23 protein-coding genes are annotated in these 25,824 nt (G+C 64.4%); 14 read left to right on the top strand and 9 right to left on the bottom strand.

The window, feature by feature from the left end; all coding sequences use genetic code 11:
• The first annotated feature begins 50 nt into the window (after nt 1-50).
• From CH274_RS20270 to CH274_RS20290, 5 genes are read left to right on the top strand one after another with little or no spacing between them, the layout of a single operon-like run.
• The gene (locus CH274_RS20270) at nt 51-2,153 is read left to right on the top strand and encodes a hydantoinase/oxoprolinase family protein (RefSeq protein ID WP_032394843.1); all 2,103 of its coding nucleotides are present in this window, start codon (nt 51-53) and stop codon (nt 2,151-2,153) included.
• A 20-nt stretch (nt 2,154-2,173) separates the two neighbouring features.
• On the top strand, nt 2,174-4,495 hold the full coding sequence (locus CH274_RS20275; protein ID WP_094658688.1) for a hydantoinase B/oxoprolinase family protein: 2,322 nt from the start codon (nt 2,174-2,176) through the stop codon (nt 4,493-4,495).
• A complete protein-coding gene (locus tag CH274_RS20280; RefSeq protein ID WP_094658690.1) occupies nt 4,492-6,171 on the top strand; it encodes a (2,3-dihydroxybenzoyl)adenylate synthase in 1,680 nt (559 codons plus the stop codon). Before CH274_RS20275 ends, CH274_RS20280 begins: the two co-directional genes overlap by 4 nt.
• Nucleotides 6,168-7,697: an FAD-dependent monooxygenase gene (locus CH274_RS20285; protein ID WP_094658692.1), complete on the top strand. Its 1,530-nt coding sequence runs from the start codon at nt 6,168-6,170 to the stop codon at nt 7,695-7,697. The genes CH274_RS20280 and CH274_RS20285 overlap by 4 nt, the downstream gene beginning before the upstream one ends.
• 25 nt (nt 7,698-7,722) lie before the next feature.
• Nucleotides 7,723-8,442 carry a TetR/AcrR family transcriptional regulator gene (locus CH274_RS20290; protein ID WP_179275811.1) on the top strand — a complete coding sequence of 240 codons (720 nt, stop codon included), beginning with the start codon at nt 7,723-7,725 and terminating at the stop codon, nt 8,440-8,442.
• Between the two features lie 150 nt (nt 8,443-8,592).
• Here CH274_RS20290 and CH274_RS20295 read toward each other — a convergent pair whose 3' ends face one another.
• Complete coding sequence (locus tag CH274_RS20295) at nt 8,593-9,318, bottom strand: SDR family oxidoreductase (protein ID WP_032394839.1); 726 nt, start codon at nt 9,316-9,318, stop codon at nt 8,593-8,595.
• Nucleotides 9,319-9,446: 128 nt separating this feature from the next.
• On the opposite strand from CH274_RS20295, the gene CH274_RS20300 reads away from it, so the two are divergent.
• The gene (locus CH274_RS20300; RefSeq protein WP_032394838.1) at nt 9,447-9,863 is read left to right on the top strand and encodes a MerR family transcriptional regulator; all 417 of its coding nucleotides are present in this window, start codon (nt 9,447-9,449) and stop codon (nt 9,861-9,863) included.
• Here the strand turns inward: CH274_RS20300 and CH274_RS20305 are convergent.
• Together CH274_RS20305 and CH274_RS20310 are read right to left on the bottom strand one after the other, a co-directional pair.
• Nucleotides 9,850-10,716, bottom strand: coding sequence for an alpha/beta fold hydrolase (locus tag CH274_RS20305; RefSeq protein ID WP_094658695.1), 867 nt, complete (start codon nt 10,714-10,716; stop codon nt 9,850-9,852). The genes CH274_RS20300 and CH274_RS20305 overlap by 14 nt on opposite strands.
• Before the next feature lie 163 nt (nt 10,717-10,879).
• A complete protein-coding gene (locus CH274_RS20310) occupies nt 10,880-11,455 on the bottom strand; it encodes a GNAT family N-acetyltransferase (protein ID WP_094658697.1) in 576 nt (191 codons plus the stop codon).
• A 109-nt stretch (nt 11,456-11,564) separates the two neighbouring features.
• On the opposite strand from CH274_RS20310, the gene CH274_RS20315 reads away from it, so the two are divergent.
• A complete protein-coding gene (locus tag CH274_RS20315; protein ID WP_032394835.1) occupies nt 11,565-12,053 on the top strand; it encodes a nucleoside deaminase in 489 nt (162 codons plus the stop codon).
• 73 nt (nt 12,054-12,126) lie between these two features.
• On the top strand, nt 12,127-13,464 hold the full coding sequence (locus tag CH274_RS20320) for an alpha/beta hydrolase (RefSeq protein WP_094658699.1): 1,338 nt from the start codon (nt 12,127-12,129) through the stop codon (nt 13,462-13,464).
• A gap of 11 nt (nt 13,465-13,475) precedes the next feature.
• On the opposite strand, the gene CH274_RS20325 is transcribed toward CH274_RS20320, so the two are convergent.
• From CH274_RS20325 to CH274_RS20340, 4 genes are all read right to left on the bottom strand, one after another.
• A complete protein-coding gene (locus CH274_RS20325; protein WP_094645517.1) occupies nt 13,476-14,228 on the bottom strand; it encodes a ferredoxin reductase in 753 nt (250 codons plus the stop codon).
• A 1-nt stretch (nt 14,229) separates the two neighbouring features.
• Nucleotides 14,230-14,829: a sulfite oxidase-like oxidoreductase gene (locus CH274_RS20330; RefSeq protein WP_094658701.1), complete on the bottom strand. Its 600-nt coding sequence runs from the start codon at nt 14,827-14,829 to the stop codon at nt 14,230-14,232.
• Nucleotides 14,820-17,402 carry an AMP-binding protein gene (locus CH274_RS20335; protein ID WP_094658799.1) on the bottom strand — a complete coding sequence of 861 codons (2,583 nt, stop codon included), beginning with the start codon at nt 17,400-17,402 and terminating at the stop codon, nt 14,820-14,822. Before CH274_RS20335 ends, CH274_RS20330 begins: the two co-directional genes overlap by 10 nt.
• Before the next feature lie 69 nt (nt 17,403-17,471).
• Nucleotides 17,472-18,764 carry a competence/damage-inducible protein A gene (locus tag CH274_RS20340; protein ID WP_094658703.1) on the bottom strand — a complete coding sequence of 431 codons (1,293 nt, stop codon included), beginning with the start codon at nt 18,762-18,764 and terminating at the stop codon, nt 17,472-17,474.
• 91 nt (nt 18,765-18,855) lie between these two features.
• Here CH274_RS20340 and CH274_RS20345 point away from each other — a divergent pair, with 91 nt between their 5' ends.
• Entirely contained in the window at nt 18,856-19,263 is a 408-nt protein-coding gene (locus tag CH274_RS20345) for a DoxX family protein (RefSeq protein WP_094658705.1), read from the top strand.
• 207 nt (nt 19,264-19,470) lie between these two features.
• On the opposite strand, the gene CH274_RS20350 is transcribed toward CH274_RS20345, so the two are convergent.
• Together CH274_RS20350 and CH274_RS29355 are read right to left on the bottom strand one after the other, a co-directional pair.
• The gene (locus tag CH274_RS20350; protein ID WP_094658706.1) at nt 19,471-20,229 is read right to left on the bottom strand and encodes a hypothetical protein; all 759 of its coding nucleotides are present in this window, start codon (nt 20,227-20,229) and stop codon (nt 19,471-19,473) included.
• A 27-nt stretch (nt 20,230-20,256) separates the two neighbouring features.
• Nucleotides 20,257-20,412 (bottom strand): hypothetical protein, encoded by a 156-nt coding sequence (locus CH274_RS29355; protein ID WP_176459362.1) that lies wholly within the window; start codon nt 20,410-20,412, stop codon nt 20,257-20,259.
• A gap of 116 nt (nt 20,413-20,528) precedes the next feature.
• Here CH274_RS29355 and CH274_RS20355 point away from each other — a divergent pair, with 116 nt between their 5' ends.
• The 5 genes from CH274_RS20355 (at nt 20,529) to CH274_RS20375 (ending at nt 25,818) form a co-directional block, all read left to right on the top strand.
• Nucleotides 20,529-21,176 carry a hypothetical protein gene (locus CH274_RS20355; protein WP_143546621.1) on the top strand — a complete coding sequence of 216 codons (648 nt, stop codon included), beginning with the start codon at nt 20,529-20,531 and terminating at the stop codon, nt 21,174-21,176.
• 127 nt (nt 21,177-21,303) lie between these two features.
• A complete protein-coding gene (locus CH274_RS20360; protein ID WP_094658709.1) occupies nt 21,304-21,963 on the top strand; it encodes a response regulator transcription factor in 660 nt (219 codons plus the stop codon).
• 1 nt (nt 21,964) lies between these two features.
• On the top strand, nt 21,965-23,365 hold the full coding sequence (locus CH274_RS20365; RefSeq protein WP_256980308.1) for a sensor histidine kinase: 1,401 nt from the start codon (nt 21,965-21,967) through the stop codon (nt 23,363-23,365).
• Between the two features lie 124 nt (nt 23,366-23,489).
• Entirely contained in the window at nt 23,490-24,854 is a 1,365-nt protein-coding gene (locus CH274_RS20370; protein WP_094658803.1) for an MFS transporter, read from the top strand.
• 25 nt (nt 24,855-24,879) lie between these two features.
• Nucleotides 24,880-25,818 (top strand): TAXI family TRAP transporter solute-binding subunit, encoded by a 939-nt coding sequence (locus CH274_RS20375; protein WP_094658805.1) that lies wholly within the window; start codon nt 24,880-24,882, stop codon nt 25,816-25,818.
• The last annotated feature ends 6 nt before the right edge of the window (nt 25,819-25,824 follow it).

The raw sequence follows: 25,824 nt of genomic DNA on the forward strand, positions 1-25,824 counted from the left end.
GCTCTCACACGCCAGAACGTCTTCGACTCGGACCTAAGGAGCACACCGGCATGACCTATGTGATCGGAGTGGACGTCGGCGGAACGTTCACGGATGCAGTACTCGACGACAGTTCCGGCACCGTGGTCGCGGCCAAGGCGCCCTCGACTCCACCCGACTATTCCCAGGGCGTCATCGACGTTCTCGAAGCGTTGGCCGAGCAGCTCGGATGCCCGGTGCAGGAGATGCTCGCGAACACCCACCACATCGCGCACGGCACCACGTCCTCGCTCAATGCTCTGGTGATGGGCAACGTCCCGCCGGTCGGGTTCCTGACCACCAAGGGGCATCGGGATTCGATCTACATCATGAACGTCGAGGGCCGTTACCTCGGTGGATCGCCCGAGCAACTGCAGAACGTGTTGGGGCAGAGCAAGTCCCACGGTCTGGTTCCCAAGCGGCATGCACTCGAGGTCACCGAACGGCTCGATCGAGACGGCAATGTCGTCGTTGCCCTCGACGAGGAGTCCGCGCGCGTCGCCATCCGAAGCCTCGTCGACGACGGCGTCTCCGGCATTGCGGTCTCGCTGCTCTGGTCGTTCCGTAACCCGGTGCACGAGCAGCGTATTCGTGAACTGGTGCACGAGATCGCGCCCGACATGTTCGTCTCGCTGTCCTCCGAGGTGAGCCCGCGCATCCGTGAGTTCGCCCGCAACGCGACCACGATCATGAGCACTCAGATCGGTCCGGGACTGCGCGACTACCTCGGTTCGTTGGAGAAGAAGCTGCGTGCCCTCGACCTCGCCGGCCCACTGCTGGTGATGCAGAGCAACGGCGGTGCCGTTGCCGCAGCCGAGGCCCCGAAGAACGCCATCAGCACAGTCGGTTCCGTGTTGACCGGCGGCGTGGTCGGTGCCGTGTCGCTCGGAAAGCAGCTGGGCCACGAGAACATCATCGCCACCGACGTCGGCGGAACCACGTTCCTCGTCGGCTTGGTCGTCGACGGTGAACCGGTACGCGCGTCGAGCACCATCATCAATCACCACCCGATCAACGTGCCCACCCTCCAGGTACACGCCATCGGCTCCGGCGGCGGCGCCATCGCCTGGGTGGATGCAGGCGGCAATCTTCAGATCGGACCGCACAGCGCGCAAGCCGTACCCGGTCCCGCCTGTTACGGGCAGGGCGGAACCGAACCCACCAATGCCGATGCCAACCTCGTCCTCGGCATCCTCCCCGAACGCGGATTGCTCGGCGGTCGCAAACCACTCGACAAAGAGCTTGCGCGCGAGGCCATTCGACGCCGAATCGCGGAACCGCTCGGTCTGTCCATCGAGGATGCGGCGGCTGCGATCTACGCCGTGCAGAACGCGCAGACCGGCGATCTCCTGCGCAAGACCGTCGTCGAAGCCGGACACGATCCGCGCAACTTCGTCCTCTACGCATTCGGCGGAGCCGGACCGTCGCACTGCGCCGCGTATGCCGCCGAGGTCGGCGTCAAGGAGGTCATCGTTCCGCTCGGGCAGGTGGCATCGGCGTTCTCGGCCTACGGTCTGGCGTCGTCGAACATCGTGCTCGCGGCCGAGCTGTCCGACCCGGCCGCGATGCCCCTCGATCCGGCCCGCGCCGAGGCCAATTTCGAGAGCCTCGAGAAGCGGGTGCGCGACGCCCTCGGTCGGCAGGGTCTCAATTTCACATCCGTCGAGGTCGAACGTGAAATCGACATGCGGTACACGATGCAGCTGGCCGAGGTGGCCACGACCGTTCCAGGAGGCTCGCTGGACTCGGCGAGTGTCGCCCATGCCTCGGACCTCTTCGAGCAGCGGTACGCAGATCTGTACGGCAAGGACAGTGGGTTCCGCGAAGCCGGCATTCAGGCGATCACCTATCGCGTTCGCGCGACGGGCGTGCTGCCGTTCTCGCCGACTCTGCCCGAATTGAAGTCGGCCGACTCCGCCGACGCATCGGCGGCCCGCATCGGCTCCCGAAAAGTCAACCTGGACGGTCGAATCGGCTACGTCGACACCGATATCTACGACTACAGCAAGCTCGCTGCCGGGCACGTCCTCGCCGGCCCCGCCATCGTCGAAGTCCCTACGACGACCGTCGTCGTCCCGCACGGAACCACCGGAACTGTCGACCGCCTCGGCAACCTCAACATCGTCGCCGGCTGAGACCACAGGAGAACCGCACCATGACATCAGCAATTCCCGGGTCCGAGATCTTCTCGTCCCGCCCCGTCGATCCCGACGCTCTCGCGCGCGCCCTCCCGCCGACCCTGCCGGTGCATACCGTCACGCAGCAGCAGATCGACGACCTCGATCCGTTGACCTACGAGGTCATCCGGCACCGACTCTGGTCGGTCACCGACGAGATGGGCGAGGCACTCAAACGAATGTCGGGCTCACCCATCGTCACCGACGCGAACGATTTCGACTTCGCGATCAGTGACGAACTGGGACAAGAGGTTCAGGTCGGCCTCTACAACACCATGCTCGTCGGAGCCGTGGACCTGGCGATCTACTGGACCCTGCAACATCGCGCCGCCAACCCCGGAATCGCGCCGGGTGACATGTTCCTGTGCAACGACCCATGGGTCGGCGGGGGACTGCACCAGAGCGACGTCATCGTCTACCAACCCATCTTCCACGAGGGCAAGCTGTTCGCCTGGACCAGCGCGATCTGCCACGAACCCGACCTCGGCGGTTCCGGACTCGGGTCGTTCGACCCGTCCGCGAAAGATGTGTTCTCCGAATCGCTTCCGACTCCACCGGTCAAGGTCGTCCGCGACTACGAACTCCAGCGCGACATCGCCGATCTCTGGGTGCGACGCTCCCGAGTTCCGATGCTGGTCGGGCTCGACCTGCGGGCGAAGATCGGTGCGAACACCGTCGGACGCAATCGCATGCTCGCCGTCATCGAGCAGTACGGTGCCGACACCGTCAAGGCCGTCATGAAGCGCATGATGACCGACGCCGAAGGCCGACTGCGCAGCAAACTCTCGTCGCTGCCCGACGGGACGTGGAAGGCCACCGGCTACCAGGACCAGTCGCACACCGGTGATCGCGACGTGCACAAGATCACCGTCGCGATGAGCAAGACCGCCGACCATCTCACGTTCGACTTCACCGGCACCGACAAGCAGACGGGCGTCATCAACTGCACCTACGCAGGAATGCGCGGCGGCGTCATGCTCGCCTTGCTTCCGATCCTCGCGGGTGACATTCCCTGGTCCGCAGGCGGATTGATGCGATGCTTCGACCTGGTCTCCGAAGAGGGCACCATCAACAACGCGAGCTTCCCGGCGGCGGTCAGCCGTGGTCCCATCGGACCGGCGTGGCTGACCGGAACCCTCATCGCCGAATGTCTGTCGCAGATGCTCGACCGATCGGTCGACCTCGGCAAGAGCGTGCAGGCTGCATGTTGCGGCACCTGGGACACCGCCGTGATCGCAGGCCTCGACGAACGCGGAGAACAACCCGTTCCGTTCCTCAACATCATGATGGAACCGATGGCAGGCGGTTACGGCGCACGCCCGACCGCAGACGGCATGGACACCGGCGGACTCTTCTGTATTCCGATGGGGCGCATCCCCGATACGGAAATGACCGAGTTCCTCTACCCGCTGCTCACGCTGTGGCGTCGTGAAGAGCCCGACTCCGGTGGACCCGGTCGTCAACGAGGTGGCGTCAGTGCATCGCTCGCTGTCACGCCGTACGGCACCTCGCTCCCGATGGGCCTCGTGCTTGCGTCTGCGGGTAAAGCCGTGGCGCAGAACAACGGTCTCGCCGGCGGATACCCGGGTAACACCGGACTCGAAATCCTGGCACGCAGTACCGACGTCATCGAGCAGTTCGCAGCGGGAAAGATTCCCGGGGCCCTCGAAGAGCTGGGCGGCGGAAAGGAATTCGGCGCGTGCTACGCCGAAAGCTACGTCGCTCCGGGTGAAGTGCTGTACATGCACTGGCAGGGCGGCGGCGGTTACGGAGATCCGTTGCATCGCGATCCGGAGGCCGTCGTGGTGGACCTACGCGAAGGCAAGGTCACCGCGGAGGGCGCGAACATCGTCTACGGCGTGGTGATCGACGGGGGAAAGGTGGACGTGGCAGCAACTACGCGACGACGTCGGGACATGATCGACGAACGGCGCACGCGTTCCACCCAGCATTCCGACGCCCCCATCATGGATCTTTCGCTGGCCAGGCGGCTCGACGACAACCTGTCCGAGGTGACCGTCGGGGACGTTCGGGTCATCGCCTGCGCACAGTGCGGGCGACTGCTCGGTGACGAGAAGAACAGCGGTGTACTGGATCTGGCTCGCTACGAGGGCCCGTCCTCGGCGGCCGGACCGCAGGTGACCTCGGATCCGGCCGAGTACGTCGACACTCCCATCGTCTTTCGCCAACTGTGCTGCCCCGGATGCTGGACGGCCGTCTACTCGGGAATCGTCCCGGCCGACCACCCCGATTATTCGTTGGAGATCTCGCGATTGCTTCCTGCGGTGGCTCAGCGATGACGGTGACCACCGAGACGACCCACTCGGACTGGGACGGCAGGCTGGTGCGATACCCGCAGGACCGAGCACAGCACTATCTGCAGAGCGGTTCGTGGAGTTCGCTACCGACCAGCCGACGGTTCCGCGACATCGCTGTCCGGTATCCCGACCGGCTCGCCGTCATCAGCGCCGAGGGGTCGATGACCTTCGCCGAACTCGACCGTCGTACCGACGCCATCGCCGCCGGATTGGTTCGACTGGGTCTGCTGCGCCTCGATCCGGTGCTGTTCCAACTGACGAACCGGCTGGAGACGGTGCTGGCGTGGTACGGCTGTCTCAAGGCCGGGCTCGTTCCGGTCGCCACACTGGCCGCGCACCGGATGCACGAGATCGCGCACATCGGTGCCGCGGTGGGTGCGGTCGCGCATGTGGTGGAGGCCGGTCTGCCGTCGTTCGATCTGGTCTCGTTCGCCCACGAGCACGCCGCGGGCAGCCAGACCGTTCGCCATGTTGTGACCGTCGGAGCAGCAGAGGGTGGCGAGCTGCGCCTCGAGGACCTCGGGCAGGGCATCGACCCCACCGAGGCCCGAGCAGTCGTCGAAGCCATCGAGGCCGAGACCGATCCCGAGGACGTCGTTGCCTTCCAATTGTCCGGCGGGACAACGGGAGTACCGAAGGTCATTCCGCGGATCCATGCCGAGTACTGGAACAACGCACTCATGTACGCGCAGCGGCTCGAGTGGACATCGGACAGCCGCGTCGCCCATCTGATTCCCATCGTCCACAACGCAGGGATTGCCTGCGGTCTGCACGCCTCGCACTCGGTCGGCGCGTGTCTCGTACTCGCCACCGCCGACGTCCGATCGGCGTTCGACCTCATGGAACGCGCGGAAGCCACCGAGGTGTTGATCGGCCACGGTCACTACCAGGCCGTGTCGAGTCCCGAGTTCGATCGCGTGCGTGAGCGTCTGCGGCACGTGATCCTGTCCGGTGCCAAAGTGTCACCGGCACTGATGGACCGCGTCGACGACGGTCGAGATCATTGGGCGGGTCAGTTGTTCGGAATGTCCGAGGGGTTGCTCACCGTCACCCCGGTCGCCGCTCCCCGCGACGCCCGGATCGCCACCGTCGGCACCCCGGTCTGCGCGGAGGACGAGGTGCGCATCCTCGATCCCGGTACGGAGATCGAGCTGCCCGACGGGGAAGTCGGGGAACTGTGCTGCCGTGGTCCGTACACGATTACCGGGTATTTCGGTGCCCCCGAGCACAATCGAACTGCCTTCACCTCCGACGGTTTCTACCGGACCGGCGATCTGGCGTCGATCTCCGTCGTCGCAGGCGAGCGGTACGTCACGATCGAGGGGCGGATCAAGGACCTCATCAACCGCGGCGGCGAGAAGATCAACGCCGAGGAGGTGGAGCTGCTGCTGCTCGATCACCCAGCCGTTCGTTCCGCGGCCGTGGTCGCGATGCCCGACCCTCGACTCGGCGAGAAGACGTGCGCGTATCTCGTCACCGACGGGGTGCCATTGACGATGGCCGACGTACAGGAACACCTCACGGGGCTCGGCGTGGCCAAGTTCAAGTGGCCCGAACGTCTCGAATGGGTGGACGAGCTTCCCCGAACCAACGTCAACAAGATCGACAAGAAGCGTCTGCGGCTCGACATCGCCGCGAAGCTCGAGAGGCAACGATGAAACTCGACCGCGTCGTAGTCATCGGCGGAGGCCCGGGCGGGCTCTACGCCGCACGGCTGTTGAAACTGTCCAATCCCGACGCGGAGATCACGGTCTACGAACAGAGTTCACCGGATACCACGTTCGGCTTCGGAGTGGGGCTGGCGTCACGGACGCAACGCAACCTTCGGCAGGCCGACGCCAGATCCCTCGATGCGATTGTGGCCGAATCCTATTCGCACGAGATGTCCATGCAGGTCGGCGACAGCACGGCCCGCTTGGCCCACGGCGATCTTCTCGCGATCGGCCGCGCCCGACTGCTGTCCGTGCTGCAGCAGCAAGCACACGACGCCGGGGTTCGACTCGTGTTCGGCGAACGTCACCGAGCGCACGAATTCGATGCCGACCTCGTGATCGCATCGGACGGAATCAACAGCGCGACACGCACGGCCGACGACCGATTCGGTGCGGACATCACCACCGGAACCGGCCTCTACCTCTGGTGCGGAACGGATTTCGCACTGCCGAGTGCCATCTTCGTGCCCGTCACCACCGAGCACGGCACGTTCGTCGCTCACGCGTATCCCTATGCGGCAGATCGCAGTACGTTTCTGATCGAGACCGATCTCGACACGTGGCACCGGGCGGGCTTCGACGTCACGACAGCTGCCACGGATCCGGCCGACAGCGACGAGGCGTCGTTGCGCTACCTCGAGAAGGCATTCTCCGAGACACTCCAGGATCACAGCCTCATCGGCAACCGGACCAGGTGGATGCAGTTCCGAACCGTCAAGTGCCGAAAGTGGGCGGTGGACAACACAGTTCTTCTCGGGGACGCCGCCCACACAGCCCACTACTCGATCGGATCGGGAACGAAGCTCGCCATGGAGGACGCCATCGCCCTCGATGCCGCACTGGCGTCGGCTGCGACGGTCGACGAAGCCCTCACCGAGTACGAACGGGTACGTCGCCCTGCGGTGGACCACCTCCAGCAGATCGCGGTGCGCAGTGAACAGTGGTGGGAGTCCTTCCCGCAGCGGATGGATCTACCCGTGGACCAGCTCATGGTTGCGTACATGACGCGAGCCGGGAAGGTCGGTCTCGAGCGGTTTCTCGACTCTGCCCCCGAGGTGGCGTGGAAGGGAATTGCCGGCTACGCACAGGTCCCGGCAGACTCGGAGGTTCCCGTCGACGTATCTCGGTGGATCCTCTCGCGGCCCATCGACCACGGTGGGCGGTCGTTCCCCGACCGGTTCGCCCCGTCCGCTCTTCGCGACGATCCGACGACGACGGTGGTCTCCGTGGACGTCGAGTCTGCGTGGAACGAGAAGGCGACGGCCGTCGTCGACGAGGCCAAGGCGAGCTCAACGGTGTGGTTGACCGGGTCCGAGGAGCGTGATCACGTCCTCACCCGTCTCGATGTCGCGGAGCGAATGATGCGCAACACCAGCGCACTCGTCGTCGTCGATGTGCCGAAGGAGTGCATGCCCGACGCGGTGGCAGGTCTCGTCGGTGCGCGCACCCACCTGGTGTCTGTCGGTCCTTGACGAGAGCGACGGTTATTCTTCGGTCATGACACGCGAGGACTCACCACGGGGATCGGCGCGCAATCCGCGTCGGGAGCTGGTCGAGAAGCAGATTCTCGACCAGGCCACGCGGTTGTTCGCGGAGAAGGGTTTCGCCAGTACCACCCTGCAGGACATCGCCGACGCCACCGGTCTCACTCGGCCGGCGCTGTACCACTACGTAGCGAACAAGGACGAGTTGCTCTCGCGACTGATCAGCGAGAGCACCGAGACGCCGGCCGCTGTTCTGCACGAGATCAACGAGCGATCCGACCTCGGGCCCACGGAGAAGCTGCGGAAGATGGCGACCGCGATCGCGTTGAATCAGGCCCAGAGCGCCGATCGCTTCAAGCTCATCATCAGATCGGAAGCCGATCTCCCCGAAGAGATGTCGCACACCTACCAGCAGAGTCGCCGGCACGTGCTCAAGGAGTTCGTGACGGTCGTCGAAAGTGGTGTCAAGGCAGGGGAATTCCGGCCGGTCGATCCGCGCACTGCGGCACTCGGCATCATCGGCATGCTCAACTGGGTCGCGTGGTGGCACCAGAGCGGTGACCCCGACGCCGATCGGAGGGTGGCCACTCAACTCGCCGACATGGCACTGCGCACCGTTGCTCAGGACAGCGGCAAGCCCGTCGTACCGGAGGGGCCCGAGCGGGCCATCTCGATGCTCCGCGAGGATCTCGACTACCTCGAACGCATCCTGGCTCGGGATCGAACCCGGTAGAGCGTGAAAGAGTGGCTCCGCAGTGTGACACTTCGCCGCTCATATCCCTCTGCACGACCGAACGGTTCGGTGCACCCCACAGTTCTCGGATCGGACCCGTATGGCCGCGCCCAGCGCCTTTCGGTGGCGGGCGGGAGTTGGATTGGAAAGTCAGTTCGCTCCGAGTAGTTCGGCCATCTGTGCATAGAAAGCTGCGGGATCGCCGGCGAGAGAGGACTTCACCATAGCGGTCCATTCGTCGACGATGATTTCGATGGAGCCGGCCGCCAGACCGTCCAGGGCGGCACGCGGCACTGTGCGGGGATCGATCTTCGGTCCGTCGTATCCGGCGGCGATGTCGGTATCTGCAGCGCCGAGAAGTACGCCCTGTACGAAAGTTCCCTGCGGTGCAAGTTCCAGGCGTACTCCGTTCGTCATGTTCCATTCGGCGGCCTTCGCGGCAGCGTAGGCACCGGATCCCGTTGTGGCGAACCATGATAGAGCCGACAAGATATTGACGATCGAACCGCCACCCTGTGCTGCGAGCACCGGGGCGAATGCCCGAACGACGTGCAGTGTGCCCCAGAAATGTGTGTCCATCTCGCGCCGAACCTCGGTGAGGTCACCGGTGACGAGCGCGGCGCCGGTGGAGATGCCCGCATTGTTGACGAGCAGTGTGACATCGGACGCCGCCGACGCCGCTGCTCTTACCGATTCGCTGTCGAGCAGGTCGAGCGTCAACGGCACCACCCGGTTGTCGTCGAAGTCGAGCGTTTCGGGTCTGCGAGCCGTCGCGTAGATTTTTTTCGCGCCTCGATCGAGTAGTTCGAGGACGAAGTGACGGCCGATGCCGCGGTTGGCTCCGGTGACGAGGGCGATCTGGTCGGAGAAGTCCATGGGACCTTGCTTTCTTCGCGAGTTTCGTTTTTTCGGTCCTGATCGGTCCGATATCGACAAGGCTAAAACTTCACGTTAACGTCAAGGGCAAGTCCGAAAATCGAACGTTGCTCCGAGGGAGATACTGGATGCGTATAGGCGAGGTGGCACACCTGGCAGGAGTGAGCACGCGAGCTCTTCGCTACTACGAAGAGCAGGGCTTGCTGGCGTCCGAACGCACCTCCAGCGAACAACGTGTCTACGCCGAGTCTGCCGTCGAGCGGGTGAAGTTACTCCAGCAACTCTTCTCCGCTGGTCTTTCGAGTCGGAAGATTCTGCAACTACTGCCGTGTATAGACAGCGGCCAGAGCTCGCCCGAGGCCTTCGAGATCATGAGAATCGAACGAGATCGAATCACCGCGGCCATGGCAGATCTGGCCGCCACGCGTGACGTCCTCGATCGGATGATCGACATTGCACACAACCCGACACCCGAACACTGTCCTGCGCTTCGAGACACCCCATGGGCACCGTTCGAGGCCGACGCATCTGCTATGCATCGATGAACTGCCCGACTCCATCCGCACCCGCGTCGATTGCTTCGTCGATCGTTTCTCCCACTGCGGCCGCACCGACCGCAGTCATGATCGTCCCGGCGTGATCGAGTCCCGGCATCGCGGTGATGGACGTCAGGTCGAGCGCGTCGACGATCTGGCTCGAGTACATCGGCGCGGAATCGGTGCCAACGCTCCACTGCGCGTGCAGGAATCGAATCGGCATCGTCAGTTCCCGGAACCGAGAGGCACCGAAGAAGACGTCCGTGGCGTCTGCGACGACCGCATCGGACGACAGCCGGACCGATCCGTCGAACAGATCATGTTCGGCGTACGTTCGCAAGAGCGGATCGGCGGGGTCGAGTAGCGGCAACGACGTCGAGACCAGGAATTCGATGTAATCGCCGATGTCGTTCCAGTGCTGCTGAGTTCGAGCGATCCTGTCCGAGAAGACCGCGGCAACGTTCTCCTGCGTGAGGCCGGCGGGCGGAGCCACCGGCACGCCCCCGTCGACGAGGATGAGACTCTTCACCCTGGACGGGTACCGGGCCGCGAACTCGACCGCCACGAATCCACCCATCGACATTCCGCAGACGTGCACCGCGTCGAGCCCCAATGTATCCAAAACGGAGTCGAGATCGTCTGCGTGCTGCGCCAACGACGACGGTCCGGTGACGTCCACGCTGTCACCTCTGCCGCGAAGGTCCGGGGCGACGAGTGTCAGGTGCGGAGACTCGGCGCGCAGCCAGCTCCACAGCATGCGCTGGCTCGAGACCCCGTGCACCACGAGGATGGGCTCGCTGGTGCCGGTGTGTGTTTCGACGGCGAGGTGCCCGCCGGATACCGGTACTCGATCGATGGTCATGTCTGCAGACAGTATGGGAAGCCCATCGCAGGCGACATGGATCTCACACCCACTGTGCTTGTCGAATTATGGCTGGATCATCCGTACCGCGGCGCCAGGTCGGCCGGAACCGCTCGCGGAAAGGTGCAACGATGTGGGTCGGCGCTGGGTAGGACGCATCACCTCAGCGGCGCAGGTCTTTTCGCATGATCACCCGCGGGATACCGCCGGATACCGACGTCGTCTCGGCTGCGAACTCGAAGCCCGCCGACTCGAACAACCCGCGGGTGCCGACGTAGGCCATCGTGAGGTCGACCTTCGCACCCTTGTTGTCCACCGGATAGCCCTCGATCGCGGGAGCGCCGTGATCGGCTGCGAACCGAACCGCACCGTCCAACAACGCATGCGCAATCCCGCGTCGGCGGTGTCCGGCCTTGACTCGGAAGCACCAGACCGTCCAGACCGGTAGATCGTCGACGTGCGGAATCTTGTTGGACCGCGCGAACGGTAACTCCGAGCGTGGCGCAACCGCAGCCCAGCCGACCACCTCGTCTCCGTCGTAGGCCAGCACGCCCGGCGCGACTTTTCGACGGGTCAGCTTCTCGACGTACGCGGCGCGTTCCGGGCCGACGAGTGACCTGTTGGTCGCGGAATCGATGCGGTGACTCAGGCACCAACACACCGACGAGGTCGGATTCTTCGGGCCGAGAATCGCACGCACGTCCGCGAACGACGTCGCAGGCCGTACCGAGAAGCTCACCCGCCGACCATACCCAGCGGCGGTGCTGTACTACTGGTCCAGCAGGCGGTGTGTTTCGAGACGGTACGGTCGAGGGCGTGAAAACTTCGATCGTCGGCACCGGTGCCGTGTGAACATCTCCGCGAGCGACCGTGCATTCCTGGCCCGGGCCGTGGATCTGGCAACGGACGCAGTGCGAACGGGCAACGATCCGTTCGGCTCGCTGTTGGTGTCGGACAGTGGTGAAGTGTTGGCCGAGGACAGGAACAGGGTCGGCGACCTGAACGATCCCACCCAGCACCCCGAGATCGCACTGTCGCGGTGGGCTGCGACCAACCTGGACGCCGATCAGCGTCGATCCTCGACGGTCTACACCTCCGGTGAGCATTGCGTGATGTGTGCTGCGAGCCACGGAATCGTCGGACTCGGTCGCATCGTCTACGCCACATCGACGGCTCAATTGCTCACGTGGCTCGAAGAATTCGGTGCTGCACCACTGGCAATCACGGCGTCGCCCATCGAACAAATCGTGCCGGGCATAGTTGTGGACGGTCCGGTGGCCGAGTTCGGCGACACCGTTCGCGATCTGCACAGGCAACGTCACGCGTCGGCTCGGTAGCGCACTCGCGAACGAAGAGGGGAAGACTGTGCCGTACGGCATCGAGGGCGGATCAGCGCGTCCTACTAGAGCGATGACGACTGCGCTCGCGGCCACCGGCGGCGTCGGCGTCGTACTCGCGTGGCTCGAGTTCGTCCTCATCCGGCAGCAGCTCGCGGTGGGATTGTGGGTCATCGCCGTGGCTGTCGTGTCGATCGCTCTGGTGCGCGTGTCCCGCGCCGGTAAGCCCGCCGCGCTGGGAACCGCGCTCGGCGGTGTCGTCGTGGTCGCTCAGGCGGCATGGTTGGTGACGGGCCTTCACGCACTGTGGGTCACGACCTTGACCGCGGCAACGGCGCTCGGCTTCTTCATGCTCGCGTCGGCATGGGCAGGCCGTTCGAGGGCCTCCACGCGGAGGGTGGCCACCGCAATCCCGGTCAGCGTCGCTGCAGCTGTTGCATTGCTGGTCTCGGCGGTGGTCGTCGGCACGGCGGCCAGTCCGGCTCCGCTGATTCGATCCCTGCATGCAGTGGGGCAGAGCAATTCCTTCGAGGCCGACGCCCGGACTGCGACGACAGTGGTCGACGGTGCGCGCCTCACCAACGACGTCGAATACGGCTCGACGCTTCCGAATTCGTTCCTCGACATCTACATCGCCGACGACGATCCATCGGTCAGCCGGCCCACATACATCACGATTCACGGTGGTGGCTGGATCGTCGGCGACAAAACGGACGGTGCTCCCAGCGCAGATTCCGCCGGTGCGTCGTGGGCCGGCCCCATGCTCGACGCCGGCTACAACGTGGTGTCGGTGAACTACGCGTTCGCACCGAGTTACCGATTCCCCACGCAGACAATACAACTGGGCCAGGCCATGCAGTTCCTGGAAACGAACGCCGACCGTTACGGACTCGACATGAGTCGCGTCGTGCTCGCCGGAACCAGCGCGGGTGGTCACATCGTGGGCAATTACGCCGCCGTGCAGACCAACTCCGAGTACGCGCGAGCACTGGGTATCGAACCCACCATGGACCGAAGTGCTCTGAAGGCGATCGTGTTCGAGAGTGCAGCCCTCGACGTCGGTAGAGCGGGCGCACCGCAATCACCGAGCCCGTCGAACGGTTTCTTCTTCGACATCGCCGCCCGAAGCTATCTCGACACCACCGACACCGCTTTGCTTGCGCAGGCGAACATCATCGACAATGTCACCGCCGACTTTCCACCGAGTTTCATCTCCGACGGCAACACCGGGACTTTTCCCGACCAGGCAGCCGAACTGAGCGCCCAGCTGGACAGAATGGGCGTCGCCAATCGTCTGAACCTGTACAGCAAGAATCAGGCGAGACTCGACCACTCGTTCATGTCGGTGGATTCACAGTGGACCGACGACTACAGCCGCCTCAAGATCGAGTTTCTCCGCGGCATCGTCTGATTCATCGCCCTTCAGCTCGGTCCGAAACGTTCCGTTCGGATGTTCGCGGCCGAGTGGCCCCGCTCCACCAGCATGTCGGCCACGGTGTCGACGAAGCTCGTGGGACCGCAGATGTAGCAGCGTGGTTCGAACTCCGCCGGCCATCCGTGGGCGTCGAGGTCTTCGATCGTGATGCGGCCGAGGGGGCGTGCGTTACCTGCAGGAGCGCGCCGCGTGTGGATCATGGTGATGTCCACGCCCGCCGGAGGGCGAGCCCACTCGTCCGCGAAGTAGACCTCCGCGGGCTCGCGCACCGAATACAGCACCCGGAACGGCACCCGTCCACCCGTTGCGGACGCCTGCGCGCGGACCATCGCGCGGAGCGGGACGATGCCGGAACCGCCACCCACCAACAGGATCGGCGGGGACGGTCTCTCGGAGGGCTGGGACGGCCGCCAGACGAACCATCGGCCCACCGGACCGCGGATTTCGATGCGATCACCGGCTTCGACGACGTCGACCAGGTAGGGCGACACCTCGCCGTCCGCGACGTTCTGCACCGCGATCTCGATGCGCGACGTGCCGTCGGGTGCCGACGCCAAGGAGTAGCTTCGCTGTGCGCTGTAGCCGTCCTCGGCGGTGAGCTTGACGTCCACATGCTGCCCGGCAAGGTGGCCGGGCCAACCGTCGACGTCGAGAACGAGGGTGGACGCAGTGGGTGTCTCACGCCGCACGGCCGCCACCGTGGCGACGAGCCAGGGTTTCGCCCCGGCCGCCGATGTCACGTCAGTCGCCCTGGTATCGCTGCTCGCGCCACGGATCTCCGTAGTCGTGGTATCCACCACGCTCCCAGAAGCCTTGCTCGTTCTCCACCGTGAGCTCGATGCGTGAGATCCATTTCGCGGATTTCCAGAAGTACAGATGCGGAACGAGAAGCCGTGCGGGACCGCCGTGTTCGCGAGCCAGGGGAGCGCCGTCGAACTCGGTGACCAGCCAGGCCTTCCCATCCCTGAGGTCTTCGAGCGGGAGGTTGGTGGTGTAGCCGTCGAAGCCGTGCACCACGACGTACCCGGCATCGGTGTCGAGTCCGTCCAACAGAACGTCCAGGCTCACGCCCGTCCACGTCGTATCGAGCTTCGACCACTTGGTGACGCAGTGGATGTCGACGGTCGGGCTCTCGTGCGGAAGTGCCGCGAATTCGTCCCAGGTCCAGCTTCGAGTGTCGCCGCGTTCGGTGGCGATCGAGAAGGACCACGTGTCGGTCGCGACCACGGGCGCGGGCCCGATCGCGAGGACGGGAAAGTCCTTGGTCAGGTATTGACCGGGGGGAGTGCGCCCGTCGTCGCCGCGTCGTCGGCCCACGAAGCCCTTCGAGATCAATGCCATGGTGCCAAATTGTGCGCTCGTGGTCGGGAGTCTGACAAGTCGGACGCGCATGTTCTCGGGAGGCCCGCGAATACGTCGACGATTCGACTGCGGAGGGAAAGTGCGAATTCGACCGCCTGCCAGTAGAGAATCCCGACGACGATCGACAGGGCGAATGCCAGCCAGGGATGGTCGTCGCGCAGCGGCAGATAGACCTGGAAATGGGTGAGGTAGATGAAGAGGGAGGCGCTCGCCAGAACTCCTGCCACCCGGCCCAGCAACGCGGGGAACGGAACCGACGACAGCCATACCACCATGCACAGGCCGATGGTGACGATGATTTCTCGTTGCGTGTCTCCGAAGAAGAACCCGGGAACCGTGGCCGCGATGACTACCGTCACCCACAGTCGTTGCCGAATCGTATTTGCCTGCGCCGCAGCCCAACCCAACGCGAACAACCAGAAGACCACCGACGCGGTCAGGATGCGGTTGGGGCTGTCGTCGATGTCGACCAGCCCGTACCGGGTGAGGAGTCCGAGGCCTACGAGGCCCATCGGGAACCAGAACGCATGACGACGTTCGAGCCGATCGAGCCACGGAACGGACAGTGTCGCGGCAGCGGCGAGCACGATGTACACGATCGCCTCGACGAACCAGTACCGCCATTCCGCGGACCACCCGTCCGGGCCCAGGATCCCGTTGAGCAGAAATGCACTGGTGATTCGATAGTCCCCGGTGAGGGCAATGACGAGTCCGATCCACACCATGCTGGGAATCGCTATCCGGGCGACGCTTCGGAGCACACGTCGTGTTCGTTCGGTGCGATCTGCAGCCCCGAGGTGAAAGCGGGCGAAGTTGTAGCCGGCAATACCGAGAAGCACGTGAGCCCCGCCGAGTACCGCGAACAGGTGAATGTGCGAGCCGACGATCAGCAGGATCGCGAGGGCGCGCAGCAGAACGTTCGTCTCCACTCGGCGCCAGCCGCGGCGTGAGCGCGGACCTCGATCGAAGTCTCGAACCGGTGTGGTGTGCCAGTTCTCGGGCAGATGGCCGAGCATGGCCTCCAGCCGCAGGGACATTCGGACGTACGACAGCGAGTCACCGCCCAAACTCACGAACGTACTGTCGTCCTCCACCTGTGAGCAGTGCAGGATCTCGGCGAACAGAGCCTTCACATCGGCGGTAGGTGGGACGGTGTCCGATGTGACGAGATCCTGCCGGGCAGCGATGTCCGCCACCGCTCGCAGATCGGGTTTGCCGGTGGGCGTTCGCGGCACTCGGTCGACGAGACACACCCGAACCGCTGCAGCGGGAAGACCACTGGTGTCCGCGGCTGTGCGGCGGACGGCGTCGATGTCTCCGCCCTCCATGACGACGACCAGCTCGTCGACACCACCGGCGCAGCATGCCGTGAACCCATGTTGCGCGAGCGCTGACTCGACGCGCTGCAGGTCGATACGCAGGCCGAAGACCTTCGCGAATCGACTTCGGCGGCCCACCACCTCGTAGAATCCGTCGTCCGTGAGTCGCGCGAGATCGCCGGTGTGCAGTTCGCCGGCGAGGGTGTCACCGAGGCGAAGGTCGTCGGGACTCTCGGCGTAGCCGAGCATGACGTTCGGCCCCGAGTAGACGAGTTCGCCTGTCCCACTGGGACAGTCGTCGACCGTCTCCAGTCGGAAGGCTCCCCCGGGAATCGGACGGCCGATGGTGTGTGGGTGAGTGACGGCCAGATCGGATGGCAGATAGGCCATTCGGGCCGTTGCCTCGGTCTGCCCGTACATGACGAACAGGTCCCATCCCCGACGTCGACCGAGCTCTGCGTATTTTCGGACGCGGTCCGGCGGCATCTTGCCGCCGGCCTGCGTGATGTAGCGCAGATCGGGCAGATCCAGCTGATCGAACCCCATCCGGTCGAGCAGATCGAAGGTGTACGGCACACCCGCGAACGTCGTTCCGCGCTGAGTCCGCACGAGGGTCCAGAAGTCGGGATCGGTGACGGACGAATCGGTCAGAATCAACGCGGCACCGCGTAGGAGGTGGCTGTGCACGACCGACAATCCGTAGCAGTAGTGCATGGGCAGGGTCGTCACTGCTCGGTCGGTGCCGCGGATGCCGAGATATTCGGCGATCGACTCGGCGTTGGACTGCACGTTTCGGTGTGAGAGTCGGACGAGTTTGGGTGAACCGGTGGAGCCGGACGTGCTCAGAAGCAACGCGAGGTCGGGGTGCAGGTGGCGCGCGGGCCGTCGGTCGTCCTTGTCGACGACGCTGCGGCCGTCGAGGGTGCGCACCACCACATCGGGCCGGTAGGCGTCGATCAGGCCATCGAAGTGGGCGGGATTCTCGCCTGGAGCCATCAGCACCGGATGCCCGGCCCGCAGCGCCGCCAGATACGTGACGAGAACGTCGACGTCGTTGGAACCGGCGATCACCACGAGACGACGCGTCGTTCCGAGTTCCGATGCCCGATGCTCGACGCGTTCGTCGAGGTCACGGTAGGTGAGCGTCTCGTCGGTCGTGATCAGAGCAGGGGCGTCACCGAAGCGGCCGAGGTCGCGCGCGAAGCGCACACCGGGGCGGTCGAGGTAGGTCATCTCGCTGAGCACCGACGGAGTCTATATAAGGAATGCCGAACCTAACTAGACGGCAAAGCGCAGCATGCTTCAGGCGTCGGTCGCCGGCTCCAATGCGTCGGCGAGCATGTGCATTGCCGCGGTGGTGGACAGTGCACGCACACTTGCCCGGTCGCCGGGGAGATGAAGGGTGCGGGTGACAGTCGGTTGGCCGGTGGATGCGATGGCAAAACAGACGGTGCCGACCGGCTTCGCCTCGGTGCCCCCACCCGGGCCCGCGACGCCGCTGGTCGATACCGCGATGTCGACGTTCAGTCGGTTCAACGCGCCTTCGGCCATCAGCGCGGCCACCGGCTCGCTCACGGCTCCGTGTTGCTCGATGACCTCGGCGGGGACGTCGAGCAGGCCGGTCTTGGCCTCGTTGGCGTAGGACACCACCGCGCCGATGACGTACGCCGACGATCCTGCGCGATCGGTGAGACGTGCGGCGATCATCCCTCCGGTGCACGATTCTGCCGTGGCGATGCGATGCCCGGACAGACGGTGTGCCACGATGTCGTCGATGGTGGAACCGTCGGTCGAAAAGACCTGTGTGCCATGGATTTTTTCGATGAGACGTTCGAGATCGGCGTAGGCAGTTCTCGCCGACTCGGTATAGCGGGTCACCATTTCGAGCTCGCCGAGGCTCAGACAGGTGGTGATCTCGAGATCGCCGAATCCCGCAATTTCGCTTTCGGCTGTCCGCAGGGTTGCGGCGAGGTCGGCCTCGGACAGTCGATAGCCGCGAATGGTGTCCTGACGCATGTGCGTGCGGCGGGCGAGAACCTCGGCGACGGGTGCGCTGTCGAGTGCCTCCGGCCACATTGCCTGCAGTTCGCGAGGTGGGCCGGGCAGGATGAGGACGGCGGGCAGTGATCTGGAGTCGTCGGCGGGTATCGCTACCCCGGGTGCGGTTCCGGTCGGTGAAATCGACTGCGCGCCGAGGGGAACCATCGCCTGCTTTCGGATACCGGCGCGCAGCGGCTCGGAGTCGGCTGCAGAACTCATTCGGCTTCGCCACCGCTGCACGATCGCGTGGATGCGATCTTCGAGCTCGGTGTCCAGTGTCAATTCGCGACCGTACAGCGCGGCGACGGTCGGGACAGTGAGGTCGTCGGCGGTCGGACCCAAACCGCCGGTGGTGACGATCAAGTCGACGCGTTGATCGGCCAGGAACCGAACCTGGGCAGTCAGATCGTCCGGGCGATCACCGCAGACGGTGATGTGGGCGACGTCGACCCCCATCTCCAGAAGTCGCTGAGCCAACCACGGGCCGTTCCGGTCGGTGACGCGACCGGCCAGAACCTCGGTTCCCGTGACCACCACACCTGCTCGCACAGTCATCCCTCGACCTTACTGATCGGGGCGCGGGCGATGACTTTTGCGGTTGGCCCGGGTCCAAGACATGACATTTACCGCTACCGAGGAGGCAGCCATGACCACCACCCACACCACAACGCCGGGCAAGATCGCCCCCCGGATAGGCCTCGTTCTACAGATCCTCGTGATCGTCTTTCTTCTGTTCGACGCGATCAGCCATATTCTGAATCTCCAGGTGGTGAAGGACGCGTCGGTCGACCTCGGTCTGCGCGACGAGATGGCGCCGATCACCGGCATCGTCATGCTCGTCATCTTGGTTCTCTACGCAGTTCCCGTGACGTCGATCCTGGGTGCCATCGTGCTCACCGGCTATCTCGGCGGTGCGGTGCTGACCAATTGGCGCGTCGAGAAGCCGCTGCTGAGCACAGTGTTCTTCGCGATCTACGTGGGCATCGCAGCGTGGGGAGCGCTGTGGCTGCGGGACGAACGAGCGCGCAGCATCATTCCGTTGCGCCGAACCTAGAGCTCTCCGCAAACGCGTGCGTTCGCTCGGGTGGCCGAGCTTCTCCCTGTCCGCCGCAAACGCGTGCGCGTTCGCCGAATGCTCGCGGAATCGTCGATGAACCTGCGCGCGCCTGGCGAATGCGCGCGCGTTTGCCGCGACTTCGTTGTCCACGAGTCGAACTCGGGCAAGCCGGCCGTGCAATTCGAGCTCGAATCCGGCCACCGGTCAGGTTGCTTCTTCCGCGCGGCCACCGCCCGTGAACAGATGGTCGTCCATCCGAGCGTCGACGGCGATGATCGTCAGGTCGAGGTCCGGTGCTGTGGTCGATTTGTCGCCAAGAGCGCCGACGTAGGCGCAGATGCCGGTTTGGACGTCCAGTCGCACGGTTTCCGGTGGTCCCGGGACCCAGTGGTCCGCCTCGAAGTCGTAGTGCCCGCTCAGCAGAGCACAGCACTCGCATCGGGCGTCGTATCGGTTCGTCGTGACGACAGTCGCCTGCCAGGCCGGTCGGCCGTGATGCTCGACGGCCCTCACCTCGGACAATTCCGTCACCGTCTCGGTGGACGAATGATCGTGAGCAGAGCGGGTGAGTTCGATCGGGTTGAGCATGGCGATCCACTGGTAGTTCTCGTAGAACGGATCGTCGTAATCCACGAGCCATGAATCGGTGATGGACGGTAGAGCAGACACGAGGCCGTCGGAGTCGAACGTCGGTGAAGTGTCCGACGGCCAACGCCCCTCCGCCGGACTACATGCACCGTTCGAGTGCTGCACGACCGTGTCGGCGAACGGCACACCAGCGCACACTCTTTCGACAACCTTGCCCTTGGCGTCCTCCACGCGCATATTTCCAGGACGACGAATCCATGCGTGCACCGGCAGTGTGTGGCGAGAAGGTAGGAGCTCGAACTCGACGGTCTTCCACCGCCACGGTGACGACTGCGCCAACCTGCGAAACTGTTCGATGGACGGGTTCGTGATCACGTACCGATCATGCCGTCGACTCGCGGTTCAGTTCTGCACGTTGCCGTTCTCGGGAGGGTGTGGCACGTTCTCGTCGTCCACGTGTGCGCCCTCGACCGCGTCCGTTTCGGCGGTGTGCTCGCGTGGGCCGTCGTTGCTGCCTTCGGACGGAACTGCATCGCTTGCGTCGGTCGGCATTGTCATGAAGTCTCCACAGGGTCGGGGCGAGGAGTCGCCATAGGTTGGACAACGTGGGTGTGCCCCAGTGAGCACAGAATTACACCCGCGACACGCATCGTTCCGAAAACGACAAGGACCGTATGACATCGACAGGCGCACGGGGCTCGGTATGGTCGACGGTTGCAGTGATCGTCGGGATTGTTGCTGTCGGCACGGTTGTTGCCGGACTGCTGCACGAACCGCAGCCCGACCCGATCACGATTCCAGGTTGCGCGGAGGTCGTTCAGCCCGAGGACTCGGTGCGAGTGAACTACGCATTCGCCATCGAGGGCGACGCCGACAACTCCGAAGTGCCGTGGAGATTCGACTCCAAAGCACAGTCGATGACCGATGCCCTGATCGCGGCACTTCCCACCGGAGCGACCGTCGAACCCGAACCGTTCGCACCGACCTTCGGCTTCGACGCGGGCGCAGTACGGCAGTCGCTCGACGGCCAGGCCGACGCGCTCGGAACCGTCACCGTCGGCAACCGGACCGGCACGCTGACAGTCACCGTCGGGTTGTCCGATCAGCCCGTTGGTCCGTGCCTCGCGGGCTTCGTCGACCAGCGGTCGACGCAATCAGACGGAACTGTGCTCGACATCCAGGACAGCACGCACACGACTCGCGTCGTTGCGAGCGCGATCGACGGCACCCGAATCGATGTGAACGCCAAGGGTGTATTGACGCTCGAGCAAGTCATCGATATCGCTCTGGCACCCGGCCTTCGCGCAAGCACACCTGCCTGACGAACTGGGTGCTCCTACGGGCCGCAGCTGTGCGTTCACTACCGTCACTCACCGGCGGCATCCCGCGGATGACACCCGATGGTGAACAGTCACGTCCGCGCGCGTCCAGTGGCCTATCTTGAGTTCGATGCGAATAGCTGTGGTGGAGGACGACGACGGACTCGGTGATGCGTTGGTGGACGCGTTGACCGAGGTGGGGCACACGGCTGTCCGCATGCGCCGCGGTGCCGACGCCCTGCTCGGCTATCACGAGATGGACATCGTGCTGCTGGATCTCGGACTGCCCGACATGGATGGCCTCGACGTTCTTCGAAAGCTCAGGACGCTGAGTTCGGTTCCGGTGGTGGTGCTGACGGCGCGAGACGACGAGCGCTCGGTGGTGCGGGCCCTGCGCGGCGGTGCCGACGACTACGTCGTCAAGCCGGCTCGATTGGGTGAATTGCACGCGAGACTCGAGGTGGCCGCGCATCGTCGAAGCGCGGCCACCGAACCCACGGCCGACAGGCTGACGCTCGGTGACATCGTCGTCGATCTCTCCGGCCGTGCCGTCGAAGTCAGCGGACGCGCTGTTGCGCTGACCACCAAGGAGTTCGACCTGTTGGCTCATCTCGTGACGCGACGCGGTGAAGCAGTGAGCCGGGAACAGTTGATGGACGCCATCTGGGGTGACGCCTACGTCGCGATCTCACGAACGCTCGACGTACACATGACGGCGTTGCGTTCCAAGCTTGCTCGCCCGGGTGCCATCGTCACGATCCGCGGCTTCGGCTACCGCTGGGATACCTGACGTGCGGCGGCGTGTCCTTTTGGTGTTGATGATCTACTCCACCGTGGTCGTGCTTGCTCTGTCGGTTCCCCTCGCGCTGTTGGTCGGTCGCGAACGAGCCCAACGATTCGGCGAGAATCGGGCCGCCGCAGCATCGTTCTTTGCGGAACTCAGCTCGCGAGAAGACGAATCCGGCGTAGCCCGTATCCGAGAATCGTTGCAGCGCTACAACAGTCTGTACGACGAGGGAGTTGCCGTCGTCGATCGCACCGGAGGGGTGCGGGCGGAATCAGGTCTGGACGTGCAGCGTGTCGACGTCCAGCAGTCGGTGGCAGGAGCGCTGCGCAATCAGCGCGGAGACCTACCGTCGAGTCTGACGCCGTGGTCGGATTCCTCGGTGTTGATTGCCGCCCCGGTCGGTGGGGGAACGCAAGTGGACGGCGCAGTGGTGCTAGAGGCGTCCACCGATTCTGCGCGCAGGGACGTCGCGATTGCCTGGGTGGTCATCGCTGTCGGTGCCATGCTGATCCTCGCGACGGTCGCGGTGATCGCTGTTGCGTTGTCGCGCTGGGTCGTTCGTCCGCTGAGCGCATTGTCCTCACGAGTCCATTCGTTCGGCGACAAGTTCCACGATCAGGTGTCGGTCGAGGGGTCGCACCGACTCGAGCCGGTGCCCTACGTCGGGCCACCGGAGGTGCGTGAGCTGTCCAGTGCCTTCGAGGCCATGGCCGACGACGTCGAGGCCGCCACCGCTGCGCAACGTCGATTGGTGGCCGACACCGCCCACGCTCTCCGGAACCCGCTGGCAGCATTGCGAATTCGGATGGACGTGCTGGGAATGCGGGTGCCGGATTCGGCGACCGATGCGCACCGGCGGACCACACTCGAGGTGGATCGTTTGAGCTCCGTGGTGGAAGGTCTGCTCGTTCTCGCAGCTGCCGAAACCCCGGCGAGCACCCGGTCTCCCGGCTGCGATCTCGGTGCGGTTGTCGCAGATCGAGTCGAATTCTGGTCCAGCACGATAGTCGTGGCGGGAATGACCGTTCACGTCTCGGAGCCGGATGCCGATGCGGATTGTCGCGTTGCGATGTCCGAGGACGACCTGACTCGAATTCTCGACGCTCTGCTGAGCAATGCAACCAAGTACGCCGGCTCCGGCTCCGGCATCGAGATCGACTATCGAAGCAGTGATGCGGACGTCACGATGTGGTTGTCCGACAACGGACCGGGCGTGCCCACCGACGAACTCGGCAAGGTCGTCGATCGGTTCTATCGAGCGTCCGGTTCGCACGGCGACGGTACCGGTCTGGGTCTGTCGATCGTCCACGCCCTGACCGAGCGAGCCGGCGGATCCCTTCGGGTCATGGAGCGTCGGCCAGTGGGACTGCGGATCGAACTGCGCCTTCCGAAAGTCGTTTCCTAAGGGAGTGTTAGGAAATCCGAAACGGCTTGGTTCCGGGCTGTGCTTGCCGTCACAGTAGGGAGGCTTCGGTTGCCGATCGTTGACCGGCAGCCCAATTGTCCGCTGAATGTGGAAGGACCAAACCATGGCCAACGAGGCCACCTCGATCACCGGTTCGACGCTCCCGAGTCCACCCGTTTCCTCTCGCGCTGCCACCCGCCGTGCCGTCTTCAACACGCTGCGGGGGTCGTCCGGAAATCTGGTCGAGTGGTACGACGTGTACGTCTACACCGTCTTCGCGACGTATTTCGAGAATCAGTTCTTCGACTCCGCCGACAAGAACTCCACCATCTACGTGTACGGGATCTTTGCGGTCACGTTCTTGATGCGACCGGTCGGGTCGTGGTTCTTCGGCCGCTACGCCGACCGCAACGGGCGCAGGGCTGCACTGACGTTCAGCGTCTCGATGATGGCGGCGTGCTCGCTGGTCATCGCGCTCACTCCCGGACGGGAGAGCATCGGCGTATGGGCCGCCGTGATCCTGATCCTGTGCCGGCTGGTTCAGGGCTTCGCCACCGGTGGTGAGTACGGTGCGTCGGCGACGTACATGTCCGAGGCCGCCACGCGCGAGCGTCGGGGATTCTTCTCGTCGTTCCAATACGTCACCCTCGTCGGTGGGCATGTGCTCGCACAGGTGACTCTGCTGCTGATGCAGGTGTTCCTCGAGCGCGAACAGATCGAGGACTTCGGTTGGCGCATAGCCTTCTTCATCGGCGGAGTCGCGGCAGTGGTGGTCTTCTGGCTGCGCCGCAGCATGGACGAATCCTTGACCGAGGATCGACTCGACGCCGTTCGCAGCGGTGCTGACAAAGCCTCCGGTTCCTTGAAGGAGTTGGTCGCCAACCACTGGCGGGCGTTGCTGATCTGCTTCATGGTGACGGCCGGTGGCACCATTGCGTTCTACACCTACAGCGTCAACGCACCCTCGATGGTCAAGACCGCGTACGAGGACCGGGGGATGACCGGTACCTGGATCAACCTCGCCGGCCTGGTCTTCCTCATGCTGCTGCAGCCCATCGGCGGAATGATCAGCGACAAGGTGGGCCGCAAGCCGCTGCTCGTCTTCTTCGGTATCGGAGGCGTGCTGTACACCTACGTACTCATCACGTACCTACCGGCGGCGACGTCGGTGGTGCAGTCGCTCGCCCTGGTGTGCGTCGGCTACGTCATCCTCACCGGCTACACCTCGATCAATGCGATCGTCAAAGCAGAGCTGTTCCCCTCTCACGTCCGCGCACTCGGCGTCGGCTTGGGATACGCGCTCGCCAACTCGGCCTTCGGCGGCACAGCACCATTGATCTACCAAGCCGCGAAGAACGGCGGGCACGTGGGTTGGTTCATCCTCTACGTGACGGTCGTGATCGCCATCTCGCTGCTTGTGTACATCTTCGTACTGCGCAACAAGTCCGAGACCGTACTCGACCGAGAGCAGGGTCGAGCGTTCCAGTGACCTGTGACGCCCTACAGTGACTGACATGGCCGAGCATGCAGCGTCGTTCTCGCGTAGAACGGCGCTGCAGGCCGGTCTGTTGGCACTGAGCGCTGCTTTCGCGGGTGCCTGCGCCTCGGATCCGCCGATGCAGCTGCGCCTCGCTGCAGGCGAGGTCGGTGGCTTCTTCTGGGAGTTCGCCGGACTGCTGTCCGAATCTGTCGCGAAAACCGCTTTAGCACAGATCGTTCCGCTCACCTCTGCCGGCTCCGTCGACAACCTCGAGGCATTGGGTTCTCGGCAGGCCGAGCTGGCACTGACGCTCATGGACGCTGCTTACAGTCATCCGAGCGGAGAGCTGGCGGCAGTCGGGTGCGTCTACGAGAACTACTTCCAAGTGGCCGTGCGAGCAGACTCGACTATCGAGTCCGTGGACGATCTGCGAGGACGAAACGTGAGCATCGGTGCCCCGGGATCCGGTGCCACCGAAGTATCTCAGCGAGTCCTCCGTGCAGCGGGTGTTTCGGAAGACGGTGCTGTCGAACAGGTTCAGCTCTCGATGAGCTCAGCGGCAGATGCCCTGACGGCCAACGAAGTCGACGCCGTGATGTGGGCGGGCGGGTTGCCGACACCGGCATTTGCCCAGCCTCGAGCCGCGATTCGTCTACTCGATCTGGGTACCGTCGTCGCTGATCTCAGACGCGAATTCGGTACCGCGTACGAGGCTGTGCTGGTACCGGCAAACGTGTACGGCGAACATCCGGAGGTGACCTCCGTGGGCATTCCGAATCTTCTCCTGGCACATCCGGACGTGCCGGACCGCGTTGTCGCTGCGCTGGTGGGTGTGCTTCTCGATCAGTCGTCCGGGCTGGTTCCCAGCCAGGCGATCGGCAGCCAATTTCTCGATGCGCGGTCGCTGGTCATGACCGGCAGCATCCCCCTCCACCCCGGAGCCGAACAGGAATATCGCAGACGGCACGGTTGATGATGC

Source organism: Rhodococcus sp. 06-418-5 (assembly GCF_002258285.1).
Classification (GTDB): Bacteria; Actinomycetota; Actinomycetes; order Mycobacteriales; family Mycobacteriaceae; genus Rhodococcoides.